Source organism: Paenibacillus sp. MY03 (assembly GCF_002165585.1).
GTDB classification, from domain to species: domain Bacteria; phylum Bacillota; class Bacilli; order Paenibacillales; family Paenibacillaceae; genus Pristimantibacillus; species Pristimantibacillus agaridevorans.
In genome coordinates, this window is sequence record NZ_MXQD01000078.1 from 1 (window position 1) to 25,619 (window position 25,619).

The 25,619-nt window shown below is 49.4% G+C and carries 24 protein-coding genes and 1 tRNA gene; 16 read left to right on the forward strand and 9 right to left on the reverse strand.

Annotated features, from left to right (window positions below; translation table 11 throughout):
• Positions 1 to 192: 192 nt before the first annotated feature.
• Both B1748_RS34565 and gyrA read right to left on the reverse strand, forming a co-directional pair.
• Entirely contained in the window at positions 193 to 1,254 is a 1,062-nt protein-coding gene (locus tag B1748_RS34565) for an HD-GYP domain-containing protein (protein ID WP_087572526.1), read from the reverse strand.
• Between the two features lie 67 nt (positions 1,255 to 1,321).
• Positions 1,322 to 3,802: a DNA gyrase subunit A gene (gene gyrA, locus B1748_RS34570; protein WP_087572527.1), complete on the reverse strand. Its 2,481-nt coding sequence runs from the start codon at positions 3,800 to 3,802 to the stop codon at positions 1,322 to 1,324.
• Between the two features lie 352 nt (positions 3,803 to 4,154).
• Between gyrA and B1748_RS34575 the strand changes: the two genes are divergently transcribed.
• Positions 4,155 to 4,931 carry a YheC/YheD family protein gene (locus B1748_RS34575; protein ID WP_256976117.1) on the forward strand — a complete coding sequence of 259 codons (777 nt, stop codon included), beginning with the start codon at positions 4,155 to 4,157 and terminating at the stop codon, positions 4,929 to 4,931.
• A 58-nt stretch (positions 4,932 to 4,989) separates the two neighbouring features.
• Here the strand turns inward: B1748_RS34575 and gyrB are convergent, their stop codons facing one another.
• From gyrB to dnaA, 6 genes are all read right to left on the reverse strand, one after another.
• Entirely contained in the window at positions 4,990 to 6,897 is a 1,908-nt protein-coding gene (gene gyrB / locus B1748_RS34580) for a DNA topoisomerase (ATP-hydrolyzing) subunit B (RefSeq protein ID WP_087572528.1), read from the reverse strand.
• Between the two features lie 38 nt (positions 6,898 to 6,935).
• Positions 6,936 to 7,187, reverse strand: a complete 252-nt coding sequence (remB, locus tag B1748_RS34585) for an extracellular matrix regulator RemB (RefSeq protein ID WP_087572529.1) — start codon at positions 7,185 to 7,187, stop codon at positions 6,936 to 6,938.
• A gap of 27 nt (positions 7,188 to 7,214) precedes the next feature.
• Positions 7,215 to 8,324 carry a DNA replication/repair protein RecF gene (gene recF / locus B1748_RS34590; protein ID WP_087572530.1) on the reverse strand — a complete coding sequence of 370 codons (1,110 nt, stop codon included), beginning with the start codon at positions 8,322 to 8,324 and terminating at the stop codon, positions 7,215 to 7,217.
• Between the two features lie 24 nt (positions 8,325 to 8,348).
• On the reverse strand, positions 8,349 to 8,564 hold the full coding sequence (yaaA, locus tag B1748_RS34595; protein ID WP_087572531.1) for a S4 domain-containing protein YaaA: 216 nt from the start codon (positions 8,562 to 8,564) through the stop codon (positions 8,349 to 8,351).
• Between the two features lie 29 nt (positions 8,565 to 8,593).
• Complete coding sequence (gene dnaN, locus B1748_RS34600; RefSeq protein ID WP_087572548.1) at positions 8,594 to 9,730, reverse strand: DNA polymerase III subunit beta; 1,137 nt, start codon at positions 9,728 to 9,730, stop codon at positions 8,594 to 8,596.
• Between the two features lie 375 nt (positions 9,731 to 10,105).
• Positions 10,106 to 11,461 carry a chromosomal replication initiator protein DnaA gene (gene dnaA, locus B1748_RS34605; RefSeq protein WP_087572532.1) on the reverse strand — a complete coding sequence of 452 codons (1,356 nt, stop codon included), beginning with the start codon at positions 11,459 to 11,461 and terminating at the stop codon, positions 10,106 to 10,108.
• Between the two features lie 565 nt (positions 11,462 to 12,026).
• Between dnaA and rpmH the strand changes: the two genes are divergently transcribed.
• From rpmH to B1748_RS34665, 12 genes are all read left to right on the forward strand, one after another.
• Complete coding sequence (gene rpmH / locus B1748_RS34610) at positions 12,027 to 12,161, forward strand: 50S ribosomal protein L34 (protein WP_087572533.1); 135 nt, start codon at positions 12,027 to 12,029, stop codon at positions 12,159 to 12,161.
• A gap of 192 nt (positions 12,162 to 12,353) precedes the next feature.
• A complete protein-coding gene (gene rnpA, locus B1748_RS34615; protein WP_087572534.1) occupies positions 12,354 to 12,698 on the forward strand; it encodes a ribonuclease P protein component in 345 nt (114 codons plus the stop codon).
• Positions 12,699 to 12,829: 131 nt separating this feature from the next.
• Positions 12,830 to 13,612: a YidC/Oxa1 family membrane protein insertase gene (locus B1748_RS34620; RefSeq protein WP_087572535.1), complete on the forward strand. Its 783-nt coding sequence runs from the start codon at positions 12,830 to 12,832 to the stop codon at positions 13,610 to 13,612.
• A complete protein-coding gene (gene jag, locus B1748_RS34625) occupies positions 13,609 to 14,229 on the forward strand; it encodes an RNA-binding cell elongation regulator Jag/EloR (RefSeq protein WP_087572536.1) in 621 nt (206 codons plus the stop codon). The genes B1748_RS34620 and jag overlap by 4 nt, the downstream gene beginning before the upstream one ends.
• Positions 14,230 to 14,337: 108 nt before the next feature.
• On the forward strand, positions 14,338 to 15,717 hold the full coding sequence (mnmE, locus tag B1748_RS34630) for a tRNA uridine-5-carboxymethylaminomethyl(34) synthesis GTPase MnmE (RefSeq protein ID WP_087572537.1): 1,380 nt from the start codon (positions 14,338 to 14,340) through the stop codon (positions 15,715 to 15,717).
• 12 nt (positions 15,718 to 15,729) lie between these two features.
• Positions 15,730 to 17,625, forward strand: coding sequence for a tRNA uridine-5-carboxymethylaminomethyl(34) synthesis enzyme MnmG (gene mnmG / locus B1748_RS34635; protein ID WP_087572538.1), 1,896 nt, complete (start codon positions 15,730 to 15,732; stop codon positions 17,623 to 17,625).
• Complete coding sequence (rsmG, locus tag B1748_RS34640; protein WP_087572539.1) at positions 17,626 to 18,348, forward strand: 16S rRNA (guanine(527)-N(7))-methyltransferase RsmG; 723 nt, start codon at positions 17,626 to 17,628, stop codon at positions 18,346 to 18,348. It begins immediately after the preceding gene.
• Positions 18,349 to 18,655: 307 nt separating this feature from the next.
• A complete protein-coding gene (gene noc, locus B1748_RS34645) occupies positions 18,656 to 19,474 on the forward strand; it encodes a nucleoid occlusion protein (protein WP_087572540.1) in 819 nt (272 codons plus the stop codon).
• 482 nt (positions 19,475 to 19,956) lie between these two features.
• Positions 19,957 to 20,730, forward strand: a complete 774-nt coding sequence (locus B1748_RS34650) for a ParA family protein (RefSeq protein WP_087572541.1) — start codon at positions 19,957 to 19,959, stop codon at positions 20,728 to 20,730.
• A complete protein-coding gene (locus tag B1748_RS34655) occupies positions 20,711 to 21,565 on the forward strand; it encodes a ParB/RepB/Spo0J family partition protein (RefSeq protein WP_087572542.1) in 855 nt (284 codons plus the stop codon). Before B1748_RS34650 ends, B1748_RS34655 begins: the two co-directional genes overlap by 20 nt.
• Positions 21,566 to 21,733: 168 nt before the next feature.
• Positions 21,734 to 22,906, forward strand: a complete 1,173-nt coding sequence (locus B1748_RS34660) for an aminotransferase class V-fold PLP-dependent enzyme (protein ID WP_087572543.1) — start codon at positions 21,734 to 21,736, stop codon at positions 22,904 to 22,906.
• A gap of 15 nt (positions 22,907 to 22,921) precedes the next feature.
• The gene (locus B1748_RS34665) at positions 22,922 to 23,404 is read left to right on the forward strand and encodes a DUF4446 family protein (RefSeq protein WP_256976119.1); all 483 of its coding nucleotides are present in this window, start codon (positions 22,922 to 22,924) and stop codon (positions 23,402 to 23,404) included.
• An 8-nt stretch (positions 23,405 to 23,412) separates the two neighbouring features.
• On the opposite strand, the gene yyaC is transcribed toward B1748_RS34665, so the two are convergent.
• On the reverse strand, positions 23,413 to 24,021 hold the full coding sequence (gene yyaC / locus B1748_RS34670; RefSeq protein ID WP_087572545.1) for a spore protease YyaC: 609 nt from the start codon (positions 24,019 to 24,021) through the stop codon (positions 23,413 to 23,415).
• A 111-nt stretch (positions 24,022 to 24,132) separates the two neighbouring features.
• Here yyaC and B1748_RS34675 point away from each other — a divergent pair, with 111 nt between their 5' ends.
• The 3 genes from B1748_RS34675 (at position 24,133) to B1748_RS34685 (ending at position 25,070) form a co-directional block, all read left to right on the forward strand.
• Entirely contained in the window at positions 24,133 to 24,369 is a 237-nt protein-coding gene (locus B1748_RS34675) for a putative Se/S carrier protein (RefSeq protein ID WP_087572546.1), read from the forward strand.
• 272 nt (positions 24,370 to 24,641) lie between these two features.
• A complete protein-coding gene (locus tag B1748_RS34680; protein WP_087572549.1) occupies positions 24,642 to 24,854 on the forward strand; it encodes a DUF951 domain-containing protein in 213 nt (70 codons plus the stop codon).
• Between the two features lie 125 nt (positions 24,855 to 24,979).
• Positions 24,980 to 25,070 (forward strand) — tRNA-Ser (locus B1748_RS34685).
• Positions 25,071 to 25,619 lie beyond the last annotated feature (549 nt).

A 25,619-nucleotide genomic window follows, 5' to 3' on the forward strand; every position in this document is an offset into this window, starting at 1 on the left:
AATATATCACGAACGCCTAGTGGATTGCAAGTGTTTTTTTAAATTAATTTAATTTCTACGTTTTGACCGTTCCAAGCGAAGCCCTCTCCTTCATCTATCTCGAACTTTTTTCGTTCCATGGTACAAAAATAAGAGCAAACCGTATCGTCTGCCGATGATTCCGGTCTCCGATAGGCTTGCCCTTATGATGCGCTATTTCAAGACTTCTTTAATATGGAACTGCCGCTCGATAACCAGGTTGACAATCTTGCCGTCAATGGACACCCATGGCCGCGTCGGATGGGTACGGTCCGAGAAGACGATCTCGCCGATCCGTTCATCGCTTAGCCTGACGATGGTTCCATTATGGAACTGCGTCACTTTCTCCACGAACGTTCTGACATAGCCTGGATCCAGCTTGCCGAAAGCATCGCTCAATATTTGCTCCAATACAAGGTAGGGAGAGACGGCCTTCTTGTAGCCCCTGTTTAGCGTCATCGCATGGAATATATCCGCAATGCTCACGATCTTTGCATAGGGATGAATTTGGCTGGCGTCTATGCCAAGCGGGTAACCCGTGCCGTCTACCTTCTCATGATGCTGAAGCGCCGTCAGCTTGACGCCTTCATTAAGCGCTGCAACGTTCTTTAGCAACTGATAGCCCAGAACGGTATGCCGCTTCATCTCCTCTTGCTCAACGGCCGTCAGCGGGGTAGGCTTGGACAGAATCGATTTATCGATGCGCACATTGCCAATATCCTTAAGAAGACCGGCGAGCGCTACCTGCATCCAATCCTTCTGCGGAAGTCCCCCCCACTGAGCGATCAGATAGGAGGTCATCGCGGAAGTCACATTATTGTGAAGCAGATAGTCGCGTTCCTGGAATACTCTCGGCGCGAAGGTGAGCACCTTGTACTCCGATATCCGGCCCAAGAGCTTCTCGAGCTGCACTCGAAGATCCATGACAGGCATCCCCTGCCCGGTCACATAGTTGTTGAACAGCCCCCTGAGCACCTCGATCATCTTTTCGTACTCTTGCTGGAAGGGAGTAACCGGCTGCTGTACAGGTTGTGCTGCCTGTGCTGGCTGGGCTTCCGGCGGAATTGCATCGCCGTAGTCGACCATAACGGTATTCACCAAGAAGGCTTGCAGAATATCCAGTTCCTTCGTTGTAATAATTCTCCCTTTGTGAAACAATATGCCGCCGAGCGGGGTGAGAACATCCTCCCCGATCTTATCGCCCATCTTAAGCTGCGCAACCGCTACTGCGACCATCCTATTCCCCTCCCCCGCGAACAAAGCGCAGGATCAATGTTTAACAAATCCGAATGCCGCTGCTTCCTTATTCGGATTCCGAGCCTTCTACGTCCTCTTCTTCCTCGGACGAAGCCACTTCTTCTTCGCTCCGCGCAACGCGAGTGACAGTCGCAACCGTATCGTCTTCGCGCGTATTAATCAGCTTGACGCCTTGCGTATTCCGTCCCATCGTGGAGATCCCTTCCATGCTGGTCCGTATCAAAGTGCCAAGCGCCGTCATTATCATCAGATCCTCGTCGTTCTCGACAACCTTAAGGGAAACGATCGGGCCGTTTTTGTCTGTAACGTTAAGCGTCTTAATCCCCTTGCCGCCACGGTTCTGGATCCGATATTCGCCGACCGGCGTACGCTTGCCGTAGCCCTTGGCCGTAACGATAAGCACATCCTTGTCAAGTACAACTACGTCCATGTCAATGACCGTATCGTCATCGTCCAGACCAATGCCCTTAACGCCGGTAGCCGACCGCCCCATGGACCTAACATCGTCTTCCGAGAAACGGATGGACATGCCTTGGGCGGTACCCATGATGATCTCTTGGTTGCCGTCCGTCAGCTTCACGCCGATCAAGTCGTCATCTTCGCGCAAGGAGATCGCGATTAATCCCACTTTGCGGATATTAATATAATCGTCAAGCGGCGTTTTCTTGACCACGCCTTGTCTTGTCGCGAAGAACAGATAATGATCCGCGTCGAACGCTTGAACCGGGATGACCGCGTTAACCGTCTCGCCCTGCTCGATCTGAATCAGGTTGATGATCGGCGTTCCCCGCGCTGTACGGCTGAGATCCGGAATTTCATAGGCTTTGAGCTTATACACCTTGCCTTTGTTCGTAAAGAACAACAGGAAGTGATGCGTATTCGATACGAAGAGATGCTCGACGAAGTCATGCTCCTTCGTATCCATTCCTACAACGCCCTTGCCCCCGCGCTTCTGGCTGCGATACGTCGTCACCGGGAGACGCTTGATGTAGCCGGAGTGCGTAATGGAGATGATTACGTCTTCGCGAGGAATGAGGTCCTCATCCAGAATCTCTTCGTCGCTGGCCGTGATCTCCGTGCGGCGTTCGTCGCCGAACCGCTCTTTGATCTCATTCAGCTCTGTGCTGATGATATCGAGCACAAGCTGCTCGTCCGCAAGAATAGCCTTGTACTCGGCAATCTTGGCCAAAAGCTCGGCATATTCCGCCTCGATTTTGTCCCGCTCCAGTCCGGTCAGACGCTGCAGGCGCATATCCAGAATCGCTTGCGCTTGCTCGTGGCTGAGGGAGAAACGGGTAATCAATCCTTCGCGCGCTTCTTCCGTCGTACGCGATCCGCGAATAAGCGCGATGACCTCGTCGAGGTTGTCGAGCGCGATCCGCAAGCCTTCCAGAATATGCGCGCGCGCCTCGGCCTTCTTGAGGTCGTATTCTGTACGGCGTCTTATGACTTCGATCTGATGCTGCAAATAATGATACAGCATGTCGCGCAAATTCAGCGTCTTCGGCTCGCCATTGACGAGCGCGAGCATGTTAATGCCGAAGTTGGACTGCAATTGCGTATGCTTGTACAAGTTGTTTAGCACGACGCTCGGATTGACGTCGCGGCGAAGCTCGATGACGACCCGCATGCCGTTACGGTCGGATTCGTCGCGCAGATCGGTAATGCCTTCGATCTTCTTCTCGCGCACCAGCTCCGCGATCTTTTCGACCAGTCTCGCCTTAATGACCTGGTAAGGCAACTCGTGAACAATAATACGCGCTTTGCCGTTATTCTCCTCGATCGTCGCGCGGGCGCGCATCGTTACCGAGCCGCGGCCCGTCAAATAAGCCTGGCGAATACCCGATAACCCCATGACATAAGCGGCCGTCGGGAAGTCCGGTCCTTTGACATATTCCATCAGCTCTAGCGACGTAATGTCCGGATTGCGGATAAGCGCCTGAGCGCCGTCAATAACCTCATTAAGATTATGCGGCGGTATATTCGTCGCCATGCCTACGGCGATGCCCGTTACCCCGTTTACCAGCAGGTTCGGGAATCGGGAAGGCAGTACGACGGGCTCTTGTTCTTCGCCGTCATAGTTAGGAGCGAAGTCGATCGTTTCTTTGTTAATATCGCGAAGCAGCTCCATTGCCATCTTGGACAGACGTGCTTCGGTATAACGCATAGCCGCCGCCATATCGCCGTCGATGGAACCGAAGTTGCCGTGTCCGTCTACGAGCATATAACGCATGGAGAAGTCCTGCGCCATCCGAACCATGGATTCGTAGACCGCCGAATCGCCGTGCGGGTGGTACTTGCCGATGACTTCCCCTACAATTCTCGCCGATTTCTTATGCGGCTTGTCCGGAGACATGCCGAGCTCCGACATTGCGAACAGAATACGGCGATGCACCGGCTTAAGCCCGTCGCGCACATCCGGCAACGCACGGCTCACGATAATACTCATCGCGTAATCCATGAAGGAGTCGCGCATCTCCGTACCGATATCGCGGTCTGTCACTGACATTCTTTGTTCTTCCGCCATGCTTTACCTCCCTGACGTCATCTATCTGGTGAATCGTCAACCATTCCTAGTTCTATCTTTAACATTTAATTCTTGCATAAACCTGTTGTGCCGTTATGGCAGCAACCGCTAGAGCTGCTCCATTTGGCGGAATCGCCTGTTCCGGACCCAATGGTAAAAATAGGCCTTTCCTCAAGCTCCGAACGCGAAAAATGGTCATAAATTAAATAGACCCAACTTTTATTATACCATTCATTCCAAAGTCTGTCTTGCCCAGGAGCCGGGTGATAAAAGAAAAAGATGTCGCTTATTCGGCGCCGTGCCGCCGCTTCGAGAACTCCGGCATCCTGCAGGAACTATCCCATAGAAAGAGGTGAATCCCCTGGCTATCCAACGTGTCAGAAGCAAGTGGGCAAAAACAAAAGTGCTCCTGCGCTCTGCCGAAATGCACAGCTACATCCCGCTGACGAAGCGGTACAGCCGCGAATCTCTACATCGCATGCTGCAAGAGTACGAGATGGTCTACGTGAAGCCCGTCAGCGGCACACACGGCAACGGAGTCATCCGGGTTGAGCGTACAGGAGGGCAAGGGGGCGGCTACCGCTTCCACCACGGAACGACGGAACGTTATGGAGCCAGCTTCGATTCCTTGTTCGAAGCGTTAAATTCCTATGCGGGCCGCAAGGGTTATATCGTCCAGAAGGGCATTCAACTGCTCAAGCATCAGGGCCGCCGCTTTGACTTGCGCGTCATGGTGCAAAAAAATTTAAGCAACCAATGGGAAACCTCCGGCATTATCGGGAGACTCGCGCCTCCTCGCAAAATCATAACCAACTACCATGGCGGCGGAACGATAATATCATTTGAGAGACTGCTGTCCTCTCATCTGTCCGCCTCCGAGATGAGCGCGCTCCAGGCAAAGCTTAAAAGGCTTGGCGTCAAGATCGGCAAGCAGTTGCAGACGGCCTATCCCGGTCTCAAGGAGCTTGGCGTCGATGTCGCCATCGATACAAAGTTCCACCCTTGGGTGCTGGAAGTGAACACGAAGCCTCATCCCTATATTTTCAACAAGCTGGCCGACAAGTCGATGCACCGCAAAGTAACCCGATATGCAGCAGCCTATGGAGGCATCAAACGCAAAAAGCATTAGCTTCCCCGTACAGTCCTTGAGAAGAAAAGCAGCCCCCGTCATGGGTGGCTGCTTCCGCTTAGATATCCAGATTTGCGTATCTGGCATACTTCTGAATGAATTCGCGCCGGGGCTCGACGTTGTCGCCCATCAGCGTATCGAAGATCGTGTCGGCCTCGATCGCGTCCTGGATCGACACCTGGAGCATAGAACGGCTCTCGGGATCCATCGTCGTCTCCCACAGCTGGGTGGCGTCCATCTCTCCGAGACCTTTGTAGCGCTGGATATTTACCTTCACGCCTTCCCCGAACTCTGCGAGGATCACGTCGCGCTCCTTCTCCGTCAATGCGTAGCGGACAACCTTGTTGCGCTCGATCTTAAAGAGCGGCGGCTGCGCGATGTAGACAAAGCCCGCTTCGATAATCTCCCGCATGTAGCGGTAGAAAAACGTCAGCAGCAGCGTACGAATATGCGCGCCGTCGACGTCGGCGTCCGTCATGATAATGATTTTGTGGTAACGGGCCTTCGAGATGTCGAAGTCGTCGCTGATGCCCGTGCCTAATGCCGTAATGATCGCACGAATCTCGGCATTGCCGAGAATGCGGTCCAGGCGGGCTTTCTCTACGTTCAGGATTTTGCCCCTGAGCGGAAGTATCGCTTGGAAATGACGATCGCGCCCTTGCTTGGCTGATCCGCCCGCGGAGTCTCCTTCGACGATATACAGCTCGCTGATTGCCGCGTCCTTGGAGGAGCAGTCGGCCAGCTTGCCCGGGAGCGATCCAACCTCGAGCGCGCTCTTACGACGCGTCAGCTCGCGTGCCTTGCGCGCCGCTTCGCGCGCGCGCGCGGCTTGGAGGCCTTTCTCCACGATGCGACGGGATACGCCAGGATTCTCTTCGAGGAACTCCTGGAACTTCTCGGCGAAGAACGACTCTACGATGCCTCGAACCTCGCTGTTGCCCAGCTTCGTCTTCGTCTGTCCCTCGAATTGCGGTTCGGGGATCTTTACGGAGATGATCGCGGTGAGGCCTTCCCGCACGTCGTCGCCCGAGAAGTTGGAATCGTTGTCCTTGATGAGATTCGTCTTGCGCGCGTAATCGTTAATGATCCGCGTTAGCGCGCTCTTGAAGCCTGATTCATGCGTACCGCCCTCATGCGTATTGATGTTATTGGCAAAGGAGTAAATGTTCTCCGTGTAGCTGTCGTTATATTGCAGAGCGACTTCGACCTGGATATGGTCCTTCGAGCCCTCTACATAGATTGGAGTCTCATGCAGCGCCTCGCGATTGCGGTTCAGGAAGAGCACGAATTCGTTCAGACCGCCGTCGTATTTAAACGAATTGGACACGTCCGTACGCTCGTCCGTCAGCGTAATCTCGATGCCCTTGTTCAGAAACGCCAGCTCGCGAATACGGGACTGGAGCGTCTCGTAGTCGAATACCGTCGTCTCCGTAAAAATCTCGGGATCAGGCAGGAAGGTTACCTTTGTGCCCGTCTCCTCGGATTCGCCCACGACCTTGATATCGTATTGGGGAATTCCCCTGCGGTATTCCTGCTGATAGAGTTTGCCATGGAGTTTAACCTGCACGATGACAGACTCCGACAGGGCATTGACGACCGACACGCCTACGCCGTGCAGACCGCCGGATACTTTATATCCCTCGCCGCCGAACTTGCCGCCGGCATGAAGAACGGTCATGACAACCTCGAGCGTCGACTTCTGCAGCTTCGTGTTCATCCCGACCGGGATTCCGCGTCCGTTGTCGATAACGGTAATGCTGTTGTTTTCGTGCACGATCACGTCAATCTTGTCGCAATAGCCGGCCAGCGCTTCGTCGATACTGTTGTCGACTACCTCCCATACGAGATGGTGAAGACCCTTTCCGCTGGTGGAGCCGATATACATCCCCGGACGTTTGCGGACGGCCTCCAACCCTTCAAGAACCTGTATCTGACTCTCGTCATACGTGTTCTGTTCCAAAGTCATGCAAGCTCACTGCTCCTCTCGACTGCTCTTCCTATTGCTTATCCATTCGCCGCGAAATGATGGGCTCGTTTCTTGAGCGTTGAGGATGATATGGGCGAATAGTAGATTTTCTTCTTTGTGACGACGATAGACTTAGGCTCTTCTTCGCCGATCGTCTCCACGTCCTTGCGCTTATGGGCTCCCGCGACGAATTGCTTGGACAGCTTGGAGGACTGCTCAATGGATATATCAAAGATGGCGACCAGCTCTACGGCCCTGATAATCTTTTCTCCGCCCAGATGGATGTACATGTCTCCTCCAGCCCCCTATTCATCTCGTTATACGGTGACTCTGCCTTCTCGCACATAATAGATACCGGCATCGTGGAGCTTGCTCGTGTTGACGCTCTCCAGGCCGGTCGTTGTAATAAAGGTCTGAACCTTGCTTTGAAAAGTTTCGATGAGCTGCGTCTGACGGTTCTGATCCAGCTCCGACAGAACATCATCGAGCAAGAGCAGCGGATATTCCCCGATCTCCTCATGAATCAGCTCGATCTCGGCAAGCTTCAGCGACAGAGCAGTAGTGCGCTGCTGCCCTTGCGAGCCGAATATCTGCGCTTCCTTGCCATTGATGAAGAAGGCCAAATCGTCGCGATGAGGTCCGGCAAGCGTGACCCCTCTCCGAATCTCCTGATCTTTCACTTGTGATAACTTTAACATAAATTGATCAAATAAAACAGGTTCATCTTGCGTCGTGTCCACATCGAAGGAGGGGCGATACTCGATCGTCAGCTTCTCCGAACCGTTCGTAATGCCGGCATGGATCTGTTCCGCGAAGATTTGCAATTTATGTATAAAGTGTTTCCTTTTTTTCATAATTTTAACACCGAGCTCGGCAAGCTGCATATTCCACACTTCCATCATCGTCGCGTTGACAGTCCCCGGACCTGCGCTTTTCAGGTAGTTGTTTCGCTGCTGAAGCACCTTGCCGTATTGCTGAAGCGTATATAGATAGCCGGGCTGCACCTGCCCGATCTCCATGTCCAGAAATCGGCGGCGCACGCCCGGCGTGCCCTTGACTATCTCGAGATCCTCCGGCGCGAACATGACGACGTTAACGGAACCGATGAAATCGCTCAGCTTGCGCTGCTCCAGCCCGTTGATCTTCGCCTTCTTGCCCTGCGAGGAGAACAGCAAATCGAGGGTGATGCTGCCGTACCGCTTATCCACCGCCCCCGATATTCTCGCGGAATCGCCTTGCCAGCCGATCAATTCTTTGTCCTTGGAAGTGCGATGCGACTTCGACAGCGCCAGCACAAAGATGGCTTCCAGCAGATTCGTTTTGCCTTGGGCGTTTGGACCCAAAAAGACGTTAACCTTGTTCGGAGTTGCAAGATCGAGGCCGGCATAATTCCGGTAATTGCTCAATTCGATATTCGTCAGAAACACGTTTCGTTCCTCCCGGTGCTTCGCCTATTCGCGCGTGACGACAAACATGCCGTGCCCTTCGACTTCCACTTTGTCGCCAGCGTAAAGCTTGCGGCCCCGGCGGTTGTCGGCCTCCCCGTTAATGTGGATAACCGTCTCCTGCAAAAAAAATTTAGCTTGTCCACCTGTGGATATGCAATCCGCCAGCTTCAAAAACTTCCCTAATTCGATATATTCCGTCCGAATGGATACTTCTTTCATTCCTTCATCACCCTTTCAGCTTGCTTGGCTTAACCTGTCGTACGGTAAGGCAGAATGACGTACATGCTGTATGGGTGGTCCATAGGTTTTACGATAATGGGGCGCATAGCGCCGGAAAAACCGATGAAAAGCTGTTCGCTGTCGATAACTTTGAGCACGTCGAGCATATATTTGGAGTTGAACGCAATCCGCAGCGGTTCGCCTGTCAACTGCTTTACCTCAAGCTGCTCCGTTACGCGGCCAAGCTCCGTTGAGCTGGACGAAATCTCAATCGTACCGTCATCTAGTGTCGCGAGCCTGACGATGTTCGTCTTTTCTTCGCGCGACATGAGGTAGGCGCGATCGATTGCGTCCATCACATTTTTGGTGTCGAGCACAAGTTCTGTCTCGAATACTTGCGGAATAATCTTGGATGTATCCGGGTAAGTGCCGTCAAGAATTCGCGTATAGAACAGAATATTGTCGACCTTGAATAATACCTGGTTGTCCGCAACGACGACATCGACCAGCTTATTCTGATCCGGGATTAGACGGGACAATTCGTTGAGCGTCTTGGCGGAAATAACGATATTGCTGAAGTTCAGCTCGGAATCGACTTTTGTCGTACGGCTGGCGAGACGATGCCGGTCAGTGGCAACGAACTTGAGCATGCTGTCGTGAAGATTCCAGAGCACGCCGGTCAGGATAGGCGTTTGTTCGCTTGTCGAAGCGGCGAGAATCGTCTGGCGGATCATCGATTTGATCAAGTCTCCGGGAATTTGAAGAATGTCGTTCTGTTCGATCGACGGCAGGACAGGGAACTCTTCCGGATCCAGGCCGACCATTTGAATTTCCGAGGAACCGGAGCGAATAATCGTTTGGAAACCGTTTCTTACCTCAATCATAACTTGGTCGGAAGGGAGCTTTTTTACGATTTCAACGAAAAACTTGGCAGGAAGGACAACGCTTCCCGGTTTGTCGATTTGCGCGATAATTTTATCTCCTTGTTCTACGGAGATAAAGCTCTGAATAGATATATCTGTATCGCTGGCAGTCAGCGTTACGAATTGATGGTTTACATCGAACTTGATGCCACCGAGGATCGGAATGGCGGGACGGGCCGAGACGGCTTTGGCGACTTGTTGAATCGCGTCGTTTAGTTCGTTTTTGGAAATCGTGAGTTTCATTTGTTCACCCGTTTCTACAAGATTTGAGGGATTCAGCCCCGAAACGACGAAGTCGTTGAAATGGTAGTTCAAAAAGTCCGCTTTTGATCACGAAGTATACCACGAAGCCTACTCGACATCGAATCTTGAATTCAGGCGAAACTTCCGGTGCTCACGTAGCTTCCACTACGCTCCGCTCCTCAGTTTCTACCTTCTTTCAATCTTCTTGGTGCTGAAAACCGAACTTTTTGAACTTGTATTTGTATAGGTATTATTTTAAAGATTTTTTAGTAGTCGTAGTAGTAGGGGCCCTGAATATGTGGATAACCCCATTTAAAGCGGATAAAGCAAGCCTATCCACATGTGCATAGCTTGTGCATAGGCTTGCTCTGTTGTTCACATTTGATTTTTGACTTTTTCCGTCAAATTCTGAATGATCTTGTACAGCTCCTGATCGATCTTAAGCTGCCTTGTTATTTTCTCGTGCGCATGAATGACTGTCGTGTGGTCACGGCCGCCGAACGCTTCGCCGATCTTCGGAAGCGAGTAATCCGTAAGCTCCCGCGAGAGATACATCGCGATTTGTCTCGGATATGCGACGGCTTTCGTCCGTTTTCGCGCTTTGAACTCCTCCAGGCGCAGCCCGTAAAATTCGCCAACTTTCGTCTGTATATCCTGAATCGTGATCATGCGCGGCCGGCTCGACGGAATAATATCCTTAAGCGCCTCCGCAGCCAGATGCGATGTAATATCGGCATTGATCAGCGACGAATAGGCGACGACCCGGATCAGCGCGCCTTCCAGCTCGCGGATGTTCGTATCGATCTGGTTGGCGATATAGTTCATGGCTTCGTTGGGAATATCGAGATTTTCGGCTTTTGCCTTCTTTCGAAGAATAGCAATCCGCGTCTCGAGATCCGGCGGCTGGATATCGGTGATGAGTCCCCACTCGAATCGGGAGCGCAGCCGGTCTTCTAGAGTTGGTATTTCTTTCGGCGGACGGTCACTGGAGATGACGATCTGCTTGCGTTCTTCGTGCAGCGCGTTAAACGTATGGAAAAATTCCTCTTGCGTCTGCTCCTTGCCGGCCAAAAATTGAATATCGTCAATAAGCAGCACGTCGATATTGCGGTATTTCGTCCTGAAGCTCTCGCCCTGGCTGTCCCGGATGGCATTAATGAATTCATTCGTGAATTTCTCGGAAGAAATATAAAGAACCCGCGTATTGGGGTTGTGATCCATAATGTAGTGCCCGATGGCGTGCATCAAGTGAGTCTTGCCTAGTCCAACGCCCCCATAGAGGAACAGTGGATTATAGGCTTTGGCCGGAGCTTCGGCGACTGCAAGCGAAGCCGCATGGGCGAACCGGTTGTTGGCACCGATGACGAATGTATCGAACGTATACTTGGGGTTAAGCATATGAGTGTGCGGCTCGTCGGACGAGACAGGAGGCTGCACGTTTTTGGGAGGGAACACGATGCTATGCTCGGCGGCGGTTTTCGGTTCCTCGATGGAGAAGCGCACATCGATCTGTCTGCCGAGGAATTCGTACAGTGTTGTTCGAATCAGCTTCGTATATCGGCCTTCCAGCCATTCGGCGGCAAACGTGGTCGGCGCCGTTACTTCAAGTATGGAATCATCGACGAAGGAAGCCTTGGTTGCCTTGAACCAGGTGTCAAAGCTCGGCTTGCTCAGCTTCGTCTGAATGATGGACAATACTTGTTGCCATAAATCGTAGGTATGGCTGTCCACAGACTGTCACTCCTTATCTTCTGTCGCCCAGAGGCGGGCCCGCGCGGAAACTTGTCGAATACCTATCTGCATGCACGAAATATCCACATTATGACGGATATTTAAGATGTGAGTTATAAATAGGGGATAATGTTGTTCACAATGTTATCCACAGGCTGTTAATAAGATGGTGTGGAATAGTTGGTCATCCACAACGAAAACATATCTATCATAGCAAAAGATGCCTTGTATTTCAACGAATTGCCGGATATTATCCACATACTCAAGAGCTTGTGTATAAAAGTTATCGACAACACAAGATATTGTTAATATCATGTTACCATTTCGACAAAGTTCGATTTTGGCCCAAAAAAATTGTCCACATGTTATTAGTTTTCGTCGAACCTTTGTCGTTCATTCATTTATCCACAGGTATGAGCCGGAAAAAATGGCAGTCATCGGCGCAGGGGCAAACATTGACTTTTTGCCCTCCGCGTGGTTTAATTATAAAAGTGTATTTTTGTCTTGGACGGGCGCGTATCGTCCGATGTATGGATCCACACGTAATATAGGAGGTGCAACATAAATGAGACCTACATTTAAACCAAATGTAAGCAAACGTGCTAAAGTGCATGGCTTCCGCAAGCGGATGAGCACAAAGAACGGTCGTAAAGTTTTGGCGGCTCGTCGTCAAAAAGGAAGAAAAGTACTGAGCGCGTAAGCAGAAGACCACCGGACGTGGTCTTTTTTTTTGCTCAGTTTCGGACAGACTTGACATATAGTGCGAGTTCAAAAAGTTCGGTTGCGTTCCATCTTCGATGTCGAGATAAGCTTCTTGGCATACCTCGTAATGGGAATCGGACTTTTTGAACAACCTCATAATAGAATGAAGAGAGAACGGTGGATATAAGACGTGCGTAGAAAATTGCGTCTTCGCAGCCGCGAAGATTTCAATCGGGTCTATCGGGGCGGAAAATCGTTCGCGAACGGCCAATTCGTCGTATATTGGTCCAGGCAAAGAGTAGCGGACCCATTCCGGCTGGGCGTGTCGGCCAGTAAAAAAATCGGCAATGCCGTCATGCGCAATCGGATGAGAAGAATGGTAAAGGAAATCGTGCGTCATATGGAGGACCGGATCGTGCCTGGAACAGACTTCATTCTCATCGTCAGGAAGCCGGCAACGGCCATGGAGATGAAGGAGATGGAGAAGAGCGTCGGGCATGTGCTGAGGAAAGCCGGCTTATTAAAGAAGCAATGATTTCTAGTGATGAAACTTACAGCGCTGCCCAAGGACGTTGTAACCGTTTCGCCTTGTTTATTTGTGTATTAAATTATGGTATAGTCTATCTTGGAATAGAACTATGCAGAAGCTCTCAGAGAGGAGATTTAATGTTGTTTCGGAATACAAATCGAAAATGGCTTCTCGTGGCGGGTCTTGTATTGGTTATGGGCCTCCTTGCAGGCTGTGCTCCTGCCGATCATACCATGGATACGCCCGACTTGCTCAAGGGTAATTTCTGGGAGAAAAACGTCGTTTATTATTTCGCTATTACGCTTGATACGTTCGCTAACTGGTTCGGCGGCTCCTATGTGTTGGCGATCCTGCTGCTAACGATTATCGTTAGAACGCTTATTCTGCCGTTGACACTTAAGCAGTATCGCAGTTCCAAGGCTATGCAAGCGTTACAACCGCAAATGGCGGAAATTAAGAAGAAATATAAGGACAACCCGCAGAAGCAACAAGAAGAGACGATGAAACTGTTCCAGACGCATGGCGTCAACCCCTTGGCGGGCTGTCTGCCGTTGATCGTTCAGATGCCGGTATTTATCGCGCTCTACAATGCCATCTACTGGAATCAGGACATCCGTACCGAAACGTTGTTCGGCTTCGGACTTGGCGAGCCAAGCCCATGGTACTTCTTGCCGGTGCTTGCCGCGATTACGACCTTCGTCCAATCGAAGATGATGCAGAAGCAGCAGACGCAGCAAATGCCTGGCATGGGGATGATCATGACGATTTTCCCGGTGCTGATCTTCGTGATGTCGATGTCGTTCCCTGCTGCATTGCCGCTGTACTGGGTATTCAGCAACACGTATACGATCGTTCAAAACTACTTCCTGTACGTACGTGGTTCATCTGACAAGGGTAAGAAGGAGGTCCTTGCAAAATGAAGAAAATCGTTGCATCGGGCAAGACGATAGACGATGCTGTGCGTAATGGATTGACACAATGGCAAGTAACGGAAGACCGTGTTAAAGTTGTCGTGCTGGAGCAGCCGTCCAAAGGGCTGTTCGGGCTGATTGGCGTCAAGGAAGCCAAGGTGGAGCTGGAGCTTATTCCGGATCCGCTGGAGGAAGCCGAGCAGTTCCTTGTCGAAGTCGCGCGTACAATGGGACTTTCAGTTCAGATCGATCGCAAGCAAACGAAAGAAGGCTTCTACTTGTCCGTATCGGGCGGGGGAGACCTGGGCATGCTGATTGGACGCCGGGGAGGCACGCTTGATGCGCTGCAGTACCTGGTAAATATTGTGGCCAACCGTTATTCAGACAGTCATCTTCGTATCGTCCTTGATGCAGAGGATTTTCGCGAGCGTCGCCGCAAGACGTTGGAGGAGCTCTCCGACCGATTGGCGGGACGAGTTATCCGCACGAGAAAGGAAGTCGTTCTCGAGCCGATGACGCCGCATGAACGCAAGGTCATCCATTCGCAGCTTCAGAACCATCCTAAGGTAAGGACGTTCAGCAAGGGAGACGAGCCGAATCGGCGCGTCGTCATTGCGCTGAGGTAAGGCGATTATTACCCCATCCATACCGGTATCCGATTCGCAGCAATGGCTTCCCAAGGTCATTGCTGTTTTTCCATTCTGCGCAAGAAGCATAAAGAGGTGTTGATAGTCATGATTCACGATACGATTGCCGCGATCTCGACCGCTGTTGGCGAGGGCGGCATCGCGATCATTCGGGTAAGCGGACCGCAGGCGATTAGCGGTATATCCCGTATTTTTTCGTCGAAAATAAGTCTAAACGAGGCCGAGTCGCATACGGTTCATTACGGGCACATCGTTGATCCCTCCAGCGGGGAGAAGATCGAGGAGGTGCTGCTCACGCTGATGCGCGGACCGCGCTCCTTTACGGCAGAAGATGTCGTCGAGATCAACGCGCATGGCGGCGTCATCGCGGTGAAGAAGGTGCTGGACATCGTGTTGCTGCAGGATAATATCCGAACGGCGGAGCCCGGCGAATTCACGAAGCGGGCATTCCTGAACGGCCGCATCGACCTGATGCAAGCGGAAGCCGTTATCGACCTCATCCGATCGAAGTCGGATCGGGCGTTCTCCGTTGCACGCAAACAAGCGGAAGGCGCGTTGTCGAAAAAGATCAAGGCGCTGCGCCAGACGGTCATCGAGCTGCTTGCCCATATTGAAGTCAATATCGATTATCCCGAGCATGATGTCGAAGAGATGACAAGCGCGTATATCCGGGAACAATGTCAGCTTGCCATTGGCGAAATCGACAAATTGCTAAAAACCGCGAACGAAGGCAAAATATTGCGTGAAGGCATTGTGACGGCAATTGTCGGAAGGCCTAATGTGGGCAAGTCGTCGCTTATGAACGTATTGACGCAGGAGAACAAAGCAATCGTGACCGAAATTCCGGGTACGACACGAGATGTCATCGAACAATTCGTGACGTTAAATGGCATACCGCTACGTCTGTTGGATACGGCGGGGATTCGGGAAACGAGCGACATTGTGGAACGGATCGGGGTAGAGAGGTCGCGTGACGCGTTTCAGGATGCGGATCTGATCTTGTTCGTGCTTAATTATAATGAACCGCTGCAGAGCGATGATCGGCAGCTGCTTCAGCAGCTTGAAGGGAGATCGGTTGTCGCCATCATCAACAAAACCGACTTGCCAGGTTATCTGGAGATGGACGAGGTTGAACGTTACGTTGCTTCGGATCGCATTGTAAGGATGTCCGTTCTGGAAGAGCGGGGACTGGACGGCTTGGAAGCTACAATAAGCGAGATGTTCTTCGAAGGGCAGTTGGAGGCAAATGATCTGACTTATGTCAGCAACGTTCGACATATTTCGCTATTAAAGCGGGCGAAAGGTTCGCTGGAGGATGCAATAGAGGCAACCTATTCGGGTATACCGATTGATGTGATACAGATTGACGCAAGACTCGCTTGGGAATCGCTTGGTGAAATTTTGGGCGATGAAGCGGGCGATTCATTGATTGACCAAATTTTCTCACAGTTTTGTCTTGGAAAGTAGGAGGGATCTATTATGGGATATGTGGCAGGTGAATACGATGTCATCGTTATCGGCGCAGGACATGCGGGCTGCGAGTCTGCACTTGCGTCGGCTAGAATGGGCTGCGATACGCTGCTGTTGACGATTAATCTGGATATGGTGGCGTTTATGCCATGCAATCCGTCGATCGGCGGTCCGGCGAAGGGGCATGTTGTGCGCGAGATCGACGCTCTGGGCGGCGAGATGGGGCGCCATATCGATAAAACGTTTATTCAAATGAGGATGCTTAACACGGGCAAGGGTCCGGCTGTTCACGCGCTTCGCGCGCAAGCCGATAAATTCGCATACCAGCATCTGATGAAAAAAACGATCGAAGAAACGCCGAATTTGACGCTTCGCCAAGGGATGGCGGAAGAGCTTATTGTCGAAGACGGCAAATGCGTAGGCATCTTGACCAAGACGGGCGCAGAATATCGGGCGAAGGCGATTGTCGTCACGACCGGTACTTATCTTCGAGGCAAGATCATTATGGGCGAGCTTATGTATGAGAGCGGGCCCAACAATCAACAGCCGTCGGTCCGGTTGTCCGCAAGCCTCAAGGAACATGGACTCGAGCTGATTCGTTTTAAGACGGGAACGCCGCCGCGCGTAAATAAGGATACGATCGATTTCTCGAAGACGGAGATCCAGCCTGGCGACGAGAAACTCAAGTTTTTCTCTCATGAGACAGAGTCGTCCGATAACGAACAATTGCCTTGCTGGCTGACTTACACATCGGAAGAAACACATCGTATTATTAATGATAATTTGCATCGCGCTCCGATGTTCTCTGGCGCCATCGAAGGAACAGGACCGCGTTATTGTCCGTCAATTGAAGACAAGATCGTTCGATTTGCCGATAAGCCGAAGCATCAGGTCTTCCTGGAGCCGGAGGGCAAACATACTTCGGAGTATTACGTGCAAGGCTTGTCGACGAGTATGCCTGAGGATGTGCAACTCAAAATTGTGAGATCGGTACCAGGTTTGGAAAATGCTGAGATAATGCGCAACGGCTATGCGATTGAATATGATGCGGTTATCCCCACTCAACTCTGGCCGACCCTGGAGACGAAAGTGATAGACGGATTATTTACAGCTGGACAAATCAATGGAACATCCGGATATGAGGAAGCGGCTGGCCAAGGCATCATCGCCGGCATTAATGCTGCGAGAAAGGTGCAAGGGAAGGAAGGCGTCATTATTGGACGCGAGCAGGGATATATCGGTGTTATGATCGATGATCTTGTGACGAAGGGGACGAATGATCCCTATCGACTTCTGACTTCGAGAGCCGAATATCGATTGCTGCTTCGGCATGATAATGCCGATCTGCGCCTGACCCCGCTTGGTTATGAGATCGGACTGATCACGGAAGAACGTTACGGCAAGTTCTTAAGGAAGAAAGAGCTGGTGGAGCTGGAGCTTGAGCGACTTCGCAGTACGAAGGTGAAACCGGATGATATGAAGGTTATGCTGGAGGCAGCAAGCTCCGCGCAAATGACGCAAGGCGCTGATGCATTGTCGTTGCTTCGTCGTCCCGAGGTTACGTATGCTCATTTGGAGAGCGTGCTCCCGAGCCCTTATGAATTAAGCGACGAAATGAAGGAGCAAGTTGAGATTCAGATCAAATATGAGGGATATATCGAAAAACAACTGCTCCAAGTTGAACGATTGAACAAGATGGAGAAAAAGAAGATGCCAGAAGACATCGATTACAGCGATGTACGAGGCCTCGCTTCCGAGGCGAAGCAGAAGCTCAGCGTTATACGTCCGCTTTCGATTGGTCAGGCATCCCGAATTGCCGGTGTTACGCCGGCAGACATTTCGATTTTGCTTGTTTATTTGGAACATTACAATCGTGTCACGGCGGCAAGAAAGTCAGGATCATAAATGGATAAGACGAGTACATGGTTGGTTGAGCAGCTGGGGGAGAGAGGGGTATCCATCTCTTCCCGTCAGTTGGAGCAATTTGAAGCCTATTTGGAAATGCTGGTGGATTGGAACGAGCGAATGAACCTTACTGGCATTACGGAACGTGATGCTGTTTATGAAAAACATTTTTATGATTCTACCTCCTTATCCTTTTTTGTCGATATGAATGAAATTAAATCTATTGCTGACATTGGCTCTGGAGCCGGATTTCCAAGCATTCCGTTAAAAATCTGTTTTCCTCATTTAAAGGTTGTCATCGTGGACTCCTTGAACAAACGGATTTCCTTTCTAAAAGCATTGGCGGAGCGATTGGAACTCCAGGATGTAGAGTGTGTGCATGGTCGTGCAGAGGATATTGCAAGGTTGCCTTTATATCGCGATCAATTTGATTTGGCTACGGCAAGAGCTGTTGCACGTCTTAATGTGCTTAATGAATTCTGCCTTCCCTTTGTCCGTCCTGACGGCAAGTTTGCTGCCATGAAGGGTGCTAAATCTCAGGAAGAAATGAAGGAAGCGGGTTTTAGCTTAAAGGAATTGAGAGGTAAGCTGATAGGTGAGCATGGTATGTTGCTTCCTAACGAAGGGTCTGAGCGGCATATCGTTGTGATCCAGAAGACAGGCACTACGCCCCAAAAATATCCACGTAAAGCAGGAACGCCGCTTAAGCAACCATTAATCTAGTATATTTGCACAAATTGTTTCACGTGAAACATTGTCAACTTATAGGGAGAGTGAAGTGCTGTTCTACGTTATCATGCGGGAATAGCACTTCTTTAACCGTTAAAGCTTAGATTTGTTAATCTATGAATATTCAGTGTCGTATTCTTACAATTGAATTGTTAAATTACATAGTTGATAAGGTGTCAAGCAGGATTTCATTGGTAGGGAGTCGAATTAATAGGGAAAAGTTAGGATGATCTCAGATGTCTGGAAAGTCTATTGCATTTTTTATGCATAGATTTATCATATGATCGGGTGGTAGTCATTCATGAAAGAATCATTATCCCGCCTGTTCGGCCTGTCCGAACAGCGCTCTCCTCAAGAAGAAGTAAGGCAGCTGCCAATTCATGAGATTGATACGAGCCCGTTCCAGCCTCGTACCTTATTCGACGATGATCGAATCGAGGAGCTCTGTCAGACTATTAAGACGCATGGCGTTATCCAACCTATTGTTGTACGCGTTCGTAATAATCGTTATGAAATTATTGCCGGTGAACGACGTTGGCGTGCAGTAACGAAACTAGGTTATGAAACCATTCCCGCAATCGTAAGAGAATTCAATGATTCTCAGACCGCTTCAATCGCTTTAATCGAAAACCTCCAACGTGAGAACTTAACCGCTATTGAGGAAGCGGTGGCTTACCAGAAATTAATTGAATTACATCAGCTGACTCAAGAAAGTTTGGCGCAACGATTAGGGAAGAGCCAGTCAACGATTGCTAACAAACTGAGATTGCTTATGCTCCCTGAACCGGTTAAAGCTACACTCATGGAACGAAAAATTTCGGAACGACACGCGAGAGCATTATTATCCCTGGATTCGGAAGAGTTGCAGCTGAAGGTTCTTGAGGAAATTATTACGAAGGATCTGAATGTGAAACAAACCGAGGTTCGAATCGCATTCTTAAATGAATCGAACAAAAATAAAAAAGCGAAACGAATATCCTTCACGAAGGATGTACGCCTTGCGCTTAATACGATTAGACAGTCCATTGATATGGTGTCGGGCTCGGGTTTAAAGATCAAAACCAATGAAAAGGATCACGAGGATCATTATGAAATCGTGATTCAAATTCCTAAACGCTAGTAATTATCTATCGCCCAATGCTTCCGAGCAGCTTATTTGCAAAACTGGAGGTTCATTGTCCATTAAAGACCCCGGAATATAGGTTTTCTCAACAATTTCTTAAAAAATAGATATTAGATTTCTATCACAGTTCCTCTTCTTCCTCTCTTCTATGCTATAATAGAACAAGGTGAAATGACGAAAAACGTCCTCAGAGGATTGCTCCTGCTAAATAGCTGAATTCCACTTTGCTCCTGACTGGATCATAATGGAGATAGAAGCCCGTATAGAAGGTTATACGGGCTTCAATTTGACTCGAAATATAGAAAAAGCTTTTAAGATGGTTAGCCATACTTTCTCTATATTTCCGGGAATGAAACGCGCTGCGTTGCTAAAGGGAAAACGTCAGCCGTTTCACCTTGATTTCCCAAAATGATGCCGCCTTCCAATGAAGGCGGCGATGCCATTTTGTACAAAAGTTTCACACATGAGGTGAATAAGAATTGTCGAAAATTATTGCAATTGCCAATCAGAAGGGCGGAGTCGGCAAAACGACGACTTCCGTTAATTTATCAGCATGCCTTGCTTCGCTTGGGAAAAAGGTGCTTCTGGTCGATATCGACCCGCAAGGAAATACGACAAGCGGTCTCGGCATTAATAAAGCCGATGTTTCTAACTGTATTTACGATGTATTAATTAACGAAGTGCATCCCAAAGATGCCATGGTGGAAACGAGTGTGCCGGGGTTGACCGTTATTCCAGCTACGATTCAATTGGCTGGCGCAGAAATCGAGCTTGTCCCAACGATTTCTCGTGAACTTCGGTTAAAAAAATCACTTCATATGGTAAAAAACGATTTCGATTACGTCATTATTGATTGTCCGCCATCCCTTGGCATTTTGACAATCAACTCTTTGACTGCGGCTGATTCTGTTCTGATCCCGATACAATGCGAATATTACGCGTTAGAAGGACTCAGTCAATTGCTAAATACGGTTCGACTTGTTCAGAAACATTTAAATACATCCCTACAGATTGAGGGAGTATTGCTTACAATGCTGGATGCGCGTACGAATCTGGGTATTCAAGTGATTGAAGAAGTGAAAAAGTATTTCCAACAGAAAGTATATCAAACGATTATCCCGCGGAATGTACGTCTGAGTGAAGCTCCGTCTCATGGACAAGCTATTATCACTTATGATCCGAGATCCAAAGGTGCAGAAGTTTATCTTGAACTTGCGAAGGAAGTGGTAATGTATGAGCAAGCGGCTAGGTAGAGGCCTGGATGCGCTAATCCCGTCTCTGTCCGTCAATGATGATGATAAAGTCGTAGAGATTTCGCTATCACAGCTTCGTCCGAACCCTTACCAACCACGTAAAACTTTCGATGAAGAATCCATCAAGGAACTTGCGGAATCCATTAAACAGCATGGTGTCATTCAACCGATCATTGTGCGTTCAGTAATTAAAGGTTATGAGATTATTGCAGGGGAACGTCGTTTCCGCGCTTCGCAATATTGCGGCAATACGACAATTCCGGCGGTTATACGGAACTACAGTGATCAACAAGTCATGGAAATCGCGTTAATCGAAAACTTGCAGCGGGAAGACTTAAACGCTCTAGAGGTAGCTATTGCATACCAAGCATTAATGGATAAATTTAAATTGACACAAGAAGAGCTTAGCTTGAAGGTAGGCAAGTCGCGTTCTCACATTGCAAACTTCTTGCGTTTACTGAGCTTGCCTGCAGAAATCAAAGAATATGTTTCACGTGGAACAATTTCAATGGGCCATGCCAGAGCACTTGCGGGCATTAAAGATGTTGACGTACAGAAGGAATTCGCCGAGCAAATTATTGGTTCGGAGTGGAGCGTGCGGGAACTGGAGGATGCCATTCAAAAGCTGGATCATAAAGGGAAAGACCAGCAGGAGAAAGGGCAAAAACCGAAGAAACGCGATCCTTACATTGAACATCTGGAAGAGACGCTTCGCGACCGATTCAAAACAACTGTGAAGATTAAACAACAGAAGGATAAAGGGAAAATCGAGCTTCAATATTACAACAAACAAGATTTGGAACGTTTGCTCGAATTGCTTCAACAGCTTGCCTAAAAGGACTGAATAATGGCATATCTAAGTTGTAATCTTTCATCTGAAGGATTAAACTAAGGTATGCCATTATTGAATTATAAGGAAGTTTTTCATGGACGGAAATAGCCGTTTCACCTTGTTGTTCATAAAGAGCTGCTTAAAAGAGATGGATAGGGAAGGTGTAGAGGAATGACTGCCGAACAACGCAAGTTGATTTATTTGGATCATGCGGCTACATCATGGCCGAAGGCTCCTGGTGTAGTAGAAGCTGTGACAGATGCGCTAATGAATGACGGAGCTAATCCAGGTAGAGGCAGTCATGCTATGGCAGTAAGGGCTAGCCGAATTTTATTTGATACAAGAAAAGCGTTAGGCAAGCTGTTCGGTATTCGCAACCCGAATGATATCGCTTTTGCGGCTAATACGACGATGGCTCTTAATATGGCGATACAGGGATTAGTTAAGGCAGGAGATCATGTCATAACGACTAGCGTCGAACATAATTCCGTCAGAAGACCCTTATACCAATTGGAACAGGAAAAAGACGTAGAAGTAACGTACCTACGCTCGGACGAATATGGCCGAATACAGTTGTCAGAGCTGGAGAAGGCTATAAAACCAAATACGAAATTAATTGCAGTGAACCATAGCTCCAATCTGCTTGGGACTATTTTGCCTGTAGGAGAAATTGGTGAAATCGCCCGCAAACATGATGTGAAACTGCTGGTGGATGCCGCGCAAAGCGCAGGTATAGTGCCGATCGATGTAAAGGCGCTAGGAATCGATCTGCTGGCTTTTCCGGGACATAAGGGACTGCTAGGCCCCCAAGGCACTGGAGGGCTTTATATCGCGCCTGAGGTTGATCTGGAGCCGTTGTTGTTGGGTGGAACAGGGAGTCAGTCGGAAGCCCCGCATCAGCCGTTAGTGCGGCCTGATCGGTACGAGGCAGGGACTCCTAATACGCCAGGCTTGGCGGGGCTAAAGGCTGGCGTCCATTATGTGTTGAATGAGACGGTGCAGAACATCCATACTAAGGAGAGGGCATTGACGGAGCGGATGATGGAAGGGCTGCTGCATATACCGAAGCTTCGCCTGTTAGGGCCAAAGCTGGGGGAGGAACGCACTGGCATTGTGGCGTTCCAGGCGGAGAATATTGATTCGTCCGAGCTGTCGTTTATTCTCGATCAACATTACGGCATCGCCGTTCGATCCGGTTACCATTGTACGCCGCTAGCGCATGCAAGCGCGGGCACTGCTGATACTGGTGCTGTACGAGCAAGCGTAGGCATATTCACAACAGAAGAGGAAGTCGATACATTAGTAACGGCTATGACAGAAATAACGAAGCATTATGGCAACTGAGAGATGGGGGAAAGCATGGACGAACAACTAATGTACTTGATGGGTGGGATAGGTGCGGTAATATTGCTCCTGGTCATCATACTGATTGTATGGATCGCAATTATAGGGTCGCGTCTCAAGAAGTTAAGAAAGCAATATGTTGCCGTAATGGGCAATACGGGAATAAGCAACTTAGAAGATGTGATCTTGGAGCTGAAACAAAAGTTGAATGAACAAGAACAACAAGAGGAGAAGCTGAAAAAGCGTGTGGATGCAGTAGAGTCGGAATTGCCATTGGTGAAAGGGAAAATCGGCATTATTAGATACAATGCTTTCTCGGAAGGAGGCAGCGATCTCAGCTTCTCCTTGGCGATCGTTAATGAGGAGAAGGACGGAGTTGTTTTCTCCGGTCTGCATGGCAGAGATAATACTTACATGTATGCCAAACCGCTGCAAAAGGGCGAATCCAATTACCCGCTTACACCAGAGGAGAAGCAAGTCATCCTATTGGCCAAGTAAGCAGACGATCAAGAAAAGTCGGCAGCTGCAGTCTGATCTCTGGTGGAAGAGGATACATGAACATAACTTGTAATGGCGGACATGAGACTGGCCGCAATAACCTCGGACATTCGAATGACCAAGTGAAGCCTCGTATTCTGCAAAACGAAATATTCCATAAAGCCGCCAACGTTAACGATGCCGGTCACATGGATATCTCCCACCGGAGGAAGATCCTTATTTACTCCAGCACCAGGCTTGACGGGACCCTGCCCAATCTGAATGCATCCTACGCTGGATACTTGGCCAAGGCAGGCATCAATGCCGATAACGAAGGGTTTCTCGAATTTGCGATTAATCTCGTGCAGCGTATCCTCCAAATTCATGGCGTGCACGGGATCTTCCAGCGTACCGTATAGATGGAAGTGAGGGCTCCTGTATTTAAACAGCGCAGTTCCGATTAGAGGACCAAGCGCGTCGCCTGTTGATCGGTCTGTTCCGATGCAGACGATGACAATGGGGCGATTCGCTGAAATTTCCTCTAGAAGCCCAGTCAGCCGATGAACAAGCATGCCCGTAATATTTGCATTTGTATAAGGCACTTTAAACGGCGCGTCTTTCATAAATGGAAGCTTCATAGAATCCCTCCAATAGGTAGTGTGTTACTAGTATATGGATGGGACAACCATTTTATACGCAATACGGACCATGCAGAACAAATAAAGATGCAAGGGAGGAAGAAGCGCGTTATGTTGATCGCATTTGATTCAACCCAACAGGCGCTAAGAGCCGAGATGCTGTTGGAATATGCAGATATTGAGATCGATATCTGTCCAACGCCCAAAGAAATTACGGCAGGTTGCGCGTTATCGATTCATTTCCCCCAAGAGGAGCTCATGCAGGTTAAAACCATCATTGTGCAGGAGCAGGTGGAGATACGAGGGATCTTCGAGCCTGATGGAATAGGGTATCGAGAGGTAGAGTAGGAAAGATATAATAGAGGTTGTTCAAAAAGTTCGCTTTTGATCACGATGTATGCCACGAAGTTTACTCGACATCGAATATTGAATTCAGGCGAAACTTCCGGTGCTCACGTAGCTTCCACTACGCTCCGCTCCTCAGTTTCTACCTTCATCCAATCTTCTACAGCGTTTTTGAAAAAAACGCAGCATCGGAAGCATACGCTCATGTGCTGAAAATCGAACTTTTTGAACGCGAATTAATTGAATGAGGACGAATCACAGTGGGAGGGATCATGTTGGAGCGCAAACAGTTCGACTTAGGTGACATCGTTATGATGAAAAAGCAGCATCCCTGCGGAACGAACGAGATGGAGATTATTCGTATGGGGATGGATATACGGATCAAGTGCGTAGGCTGCAAGCATAGCGTACTCATTCCACGGGCGAAGTTCGAGAAGAACATGAAGAAGGTGCTGCGTTCGAATCCCAAGGACCAGGAAGACGCATAAATGACATTTAGAACTGAGGGAGAGGACCCGAGTAGGCAACGAAGCAGGGGATGAATATTTATTGAATAATGACTTGCAACGATGATTACTTCTATGGTACAATCTCTCTTGTGTCACCCATACGCGGAGAGGTACCCAAGAGGCCCAAGGGGGCTGACTCGAAATCAGCTAGGCGTGTCAAAGCGTGCGTGGGTTCGAATCCCACCTTCTCCGCCATACAAATTCCAATCAAACTCTTCTACAGCATGCTGTAGAAGAGTTTTTTGTTCTACAATAGAATATATAAGTTCTCGAAAGTTCGGGAAATTATTTAGCGAAAAAAAAGGCTTTAAACTTGGCCGATTATCCTCGAAGGGACAGGCCCGCCAGAGGAGGCGTATACGCTTCTAACGGACATCAGTGACTCTAAATCCCTGTTTTTTTAGATTGTCAAACTGTAACGGACAAGGGAGACTTTATTCGACCGGAATGAAGCGAAATGCTGCTCGGATGCTGCAAGTAAGGTCGGGCATGAGGCCGTTGATTCATTGTGTGTAAAACTGGAAATGAAGCTGCAATCATCGCCAACGTGTTAACGGAAATAAGGGCCCTTATATGGATCGTTTGGCGTGATTTTAAAATCTAACGGAACTCGGCGACGTTATTCGTGAGAAATCCAGGCAAACCGCGGACTTTTGCCCAACATAAGGGCTGTCAGTTCCATTAGATTTGCGAAATGCTGCTTTTTGCTGAAATAACGCCTTTCAGTTCCGTTACAGTTGCTCC

Bases quoted from the DNA above. Each gene is read 5' to 3' on its own strand.
- B1748_RS34655 (WP_087572542.1), top strand. From the start codon at position 20,711: ATGAGCAAGCGGCTAGGTAGAGGCCTGGATGCGCTAATCCCGTCTCTG.
- mnmG (WP_087572538.1), top strand. From the start codon at position 15,730: ATGGGATATGTGGCAGGTGAATACGATGTCATCGTTATCGGCGCAGGA.
- jag (WP_087572536.1), top strand. From the start codon at position 13,609: ATGAAGAAAATCGTTGCATCGGGCAAGACGATAGACGATGCTGTGCGT.
- noc (WP_087572540.1), top strand. From the start codon at position 18,656: ATGAAAGAATCATTATCCCGCCTGTTCGGCCTGTCCGAACAGCGCTCT.
- B1748_RS34675 (WP_087572546.1), top strand. From the start codon at position 24,133: ATGTTGATCGCATTTGATTCAACCCAACAGGCGCTAAGAGCCGAGATG.
- gyrB (WP_087572528.1), bottom strand. From the start codon at position 6,897: ATGACTTTGGAACAGAACACGTATGACGAGAGTCAGATACAGGTTCTT.
- rpmH (WP_087572533.1), top strand. From the start codon at position 12,027: ATGAGACCTACATTTAAACCAAATGTAAGCAAACGTGCTAAAGTGCAT.
- remB (WP_087572529.1), bottom strand. From the start codon at position 7,187: ATGTACATCCATCTGGGCGGAGAAAAGATTATCAGGGCCGTAGAGCTG.
- B1748_RS34660 (WP_087572543.1), top strand. From the start codon at position 21,734: ATGACTGCCGAACAACGCAAGTTGATTTATTTGGATCATGCGGCTACA.
- dnaN (WP_087572548.1), bottom strand. From the start codon at position 9,730: ATGAAACTCACGATTTCCAAAAACGAACTAAACGACGCGATTCAACAA.
- gyrA (WP_087572527.1), bottom strand. From the start codon at position 3,802: ATGGCGGAAGAACAAAGAATGTCAGTGACAGACCGCGATATCGGTACG.
- B1748_RS34665 (WP_256976119.1), top strand. From the start codon at position 22,922: ATGGACGAACAACTAATGTACTTGATGGGTGGGATAGGTGCGGTAATA.
- B1748_RS34620 (WP_087572535.1), top strand. From the start codon at position 12,830: ATGTTGTTTCGGAATACAAATCGAAAATGGCTTCTCGTGGCGGGTCTT.
- mnmE (WP_087572537.1), top strand. From the start codon at position 14,338: ATGATTCACGATACGATTGCCGCGATCTCGACCGCTGTTGGCGAGGGC.
- B1748_RS34565 (WP_087572526.1), bottom strand. From the start codon at position 1,254: ATGGTCGCAGTAGCGGTTGCGCAGCTTAAGATGGGCGATAAGATCGGG.
- yyaC (WP_087572545.1), bottom strand. From the start codon at position 24,021: ATGAAGCTTCCATTTATGAAAGACGCGCCGTTTAAAGTGCCTTATACA.
- yaaA (WP_087572531.1), bottom strand. From the start codon at position 8,564: ATGAAAGAAGTATCCATTCGGACGGAATATATCGAATTAGGGAAGTTT.
- rsmG (WP_087572539.1), top strand. From the start codon at position 17,626: ATGGATAAGACGAGTACATGGTTGGTTGAGCAGCTGGGGGAGAGAGGG.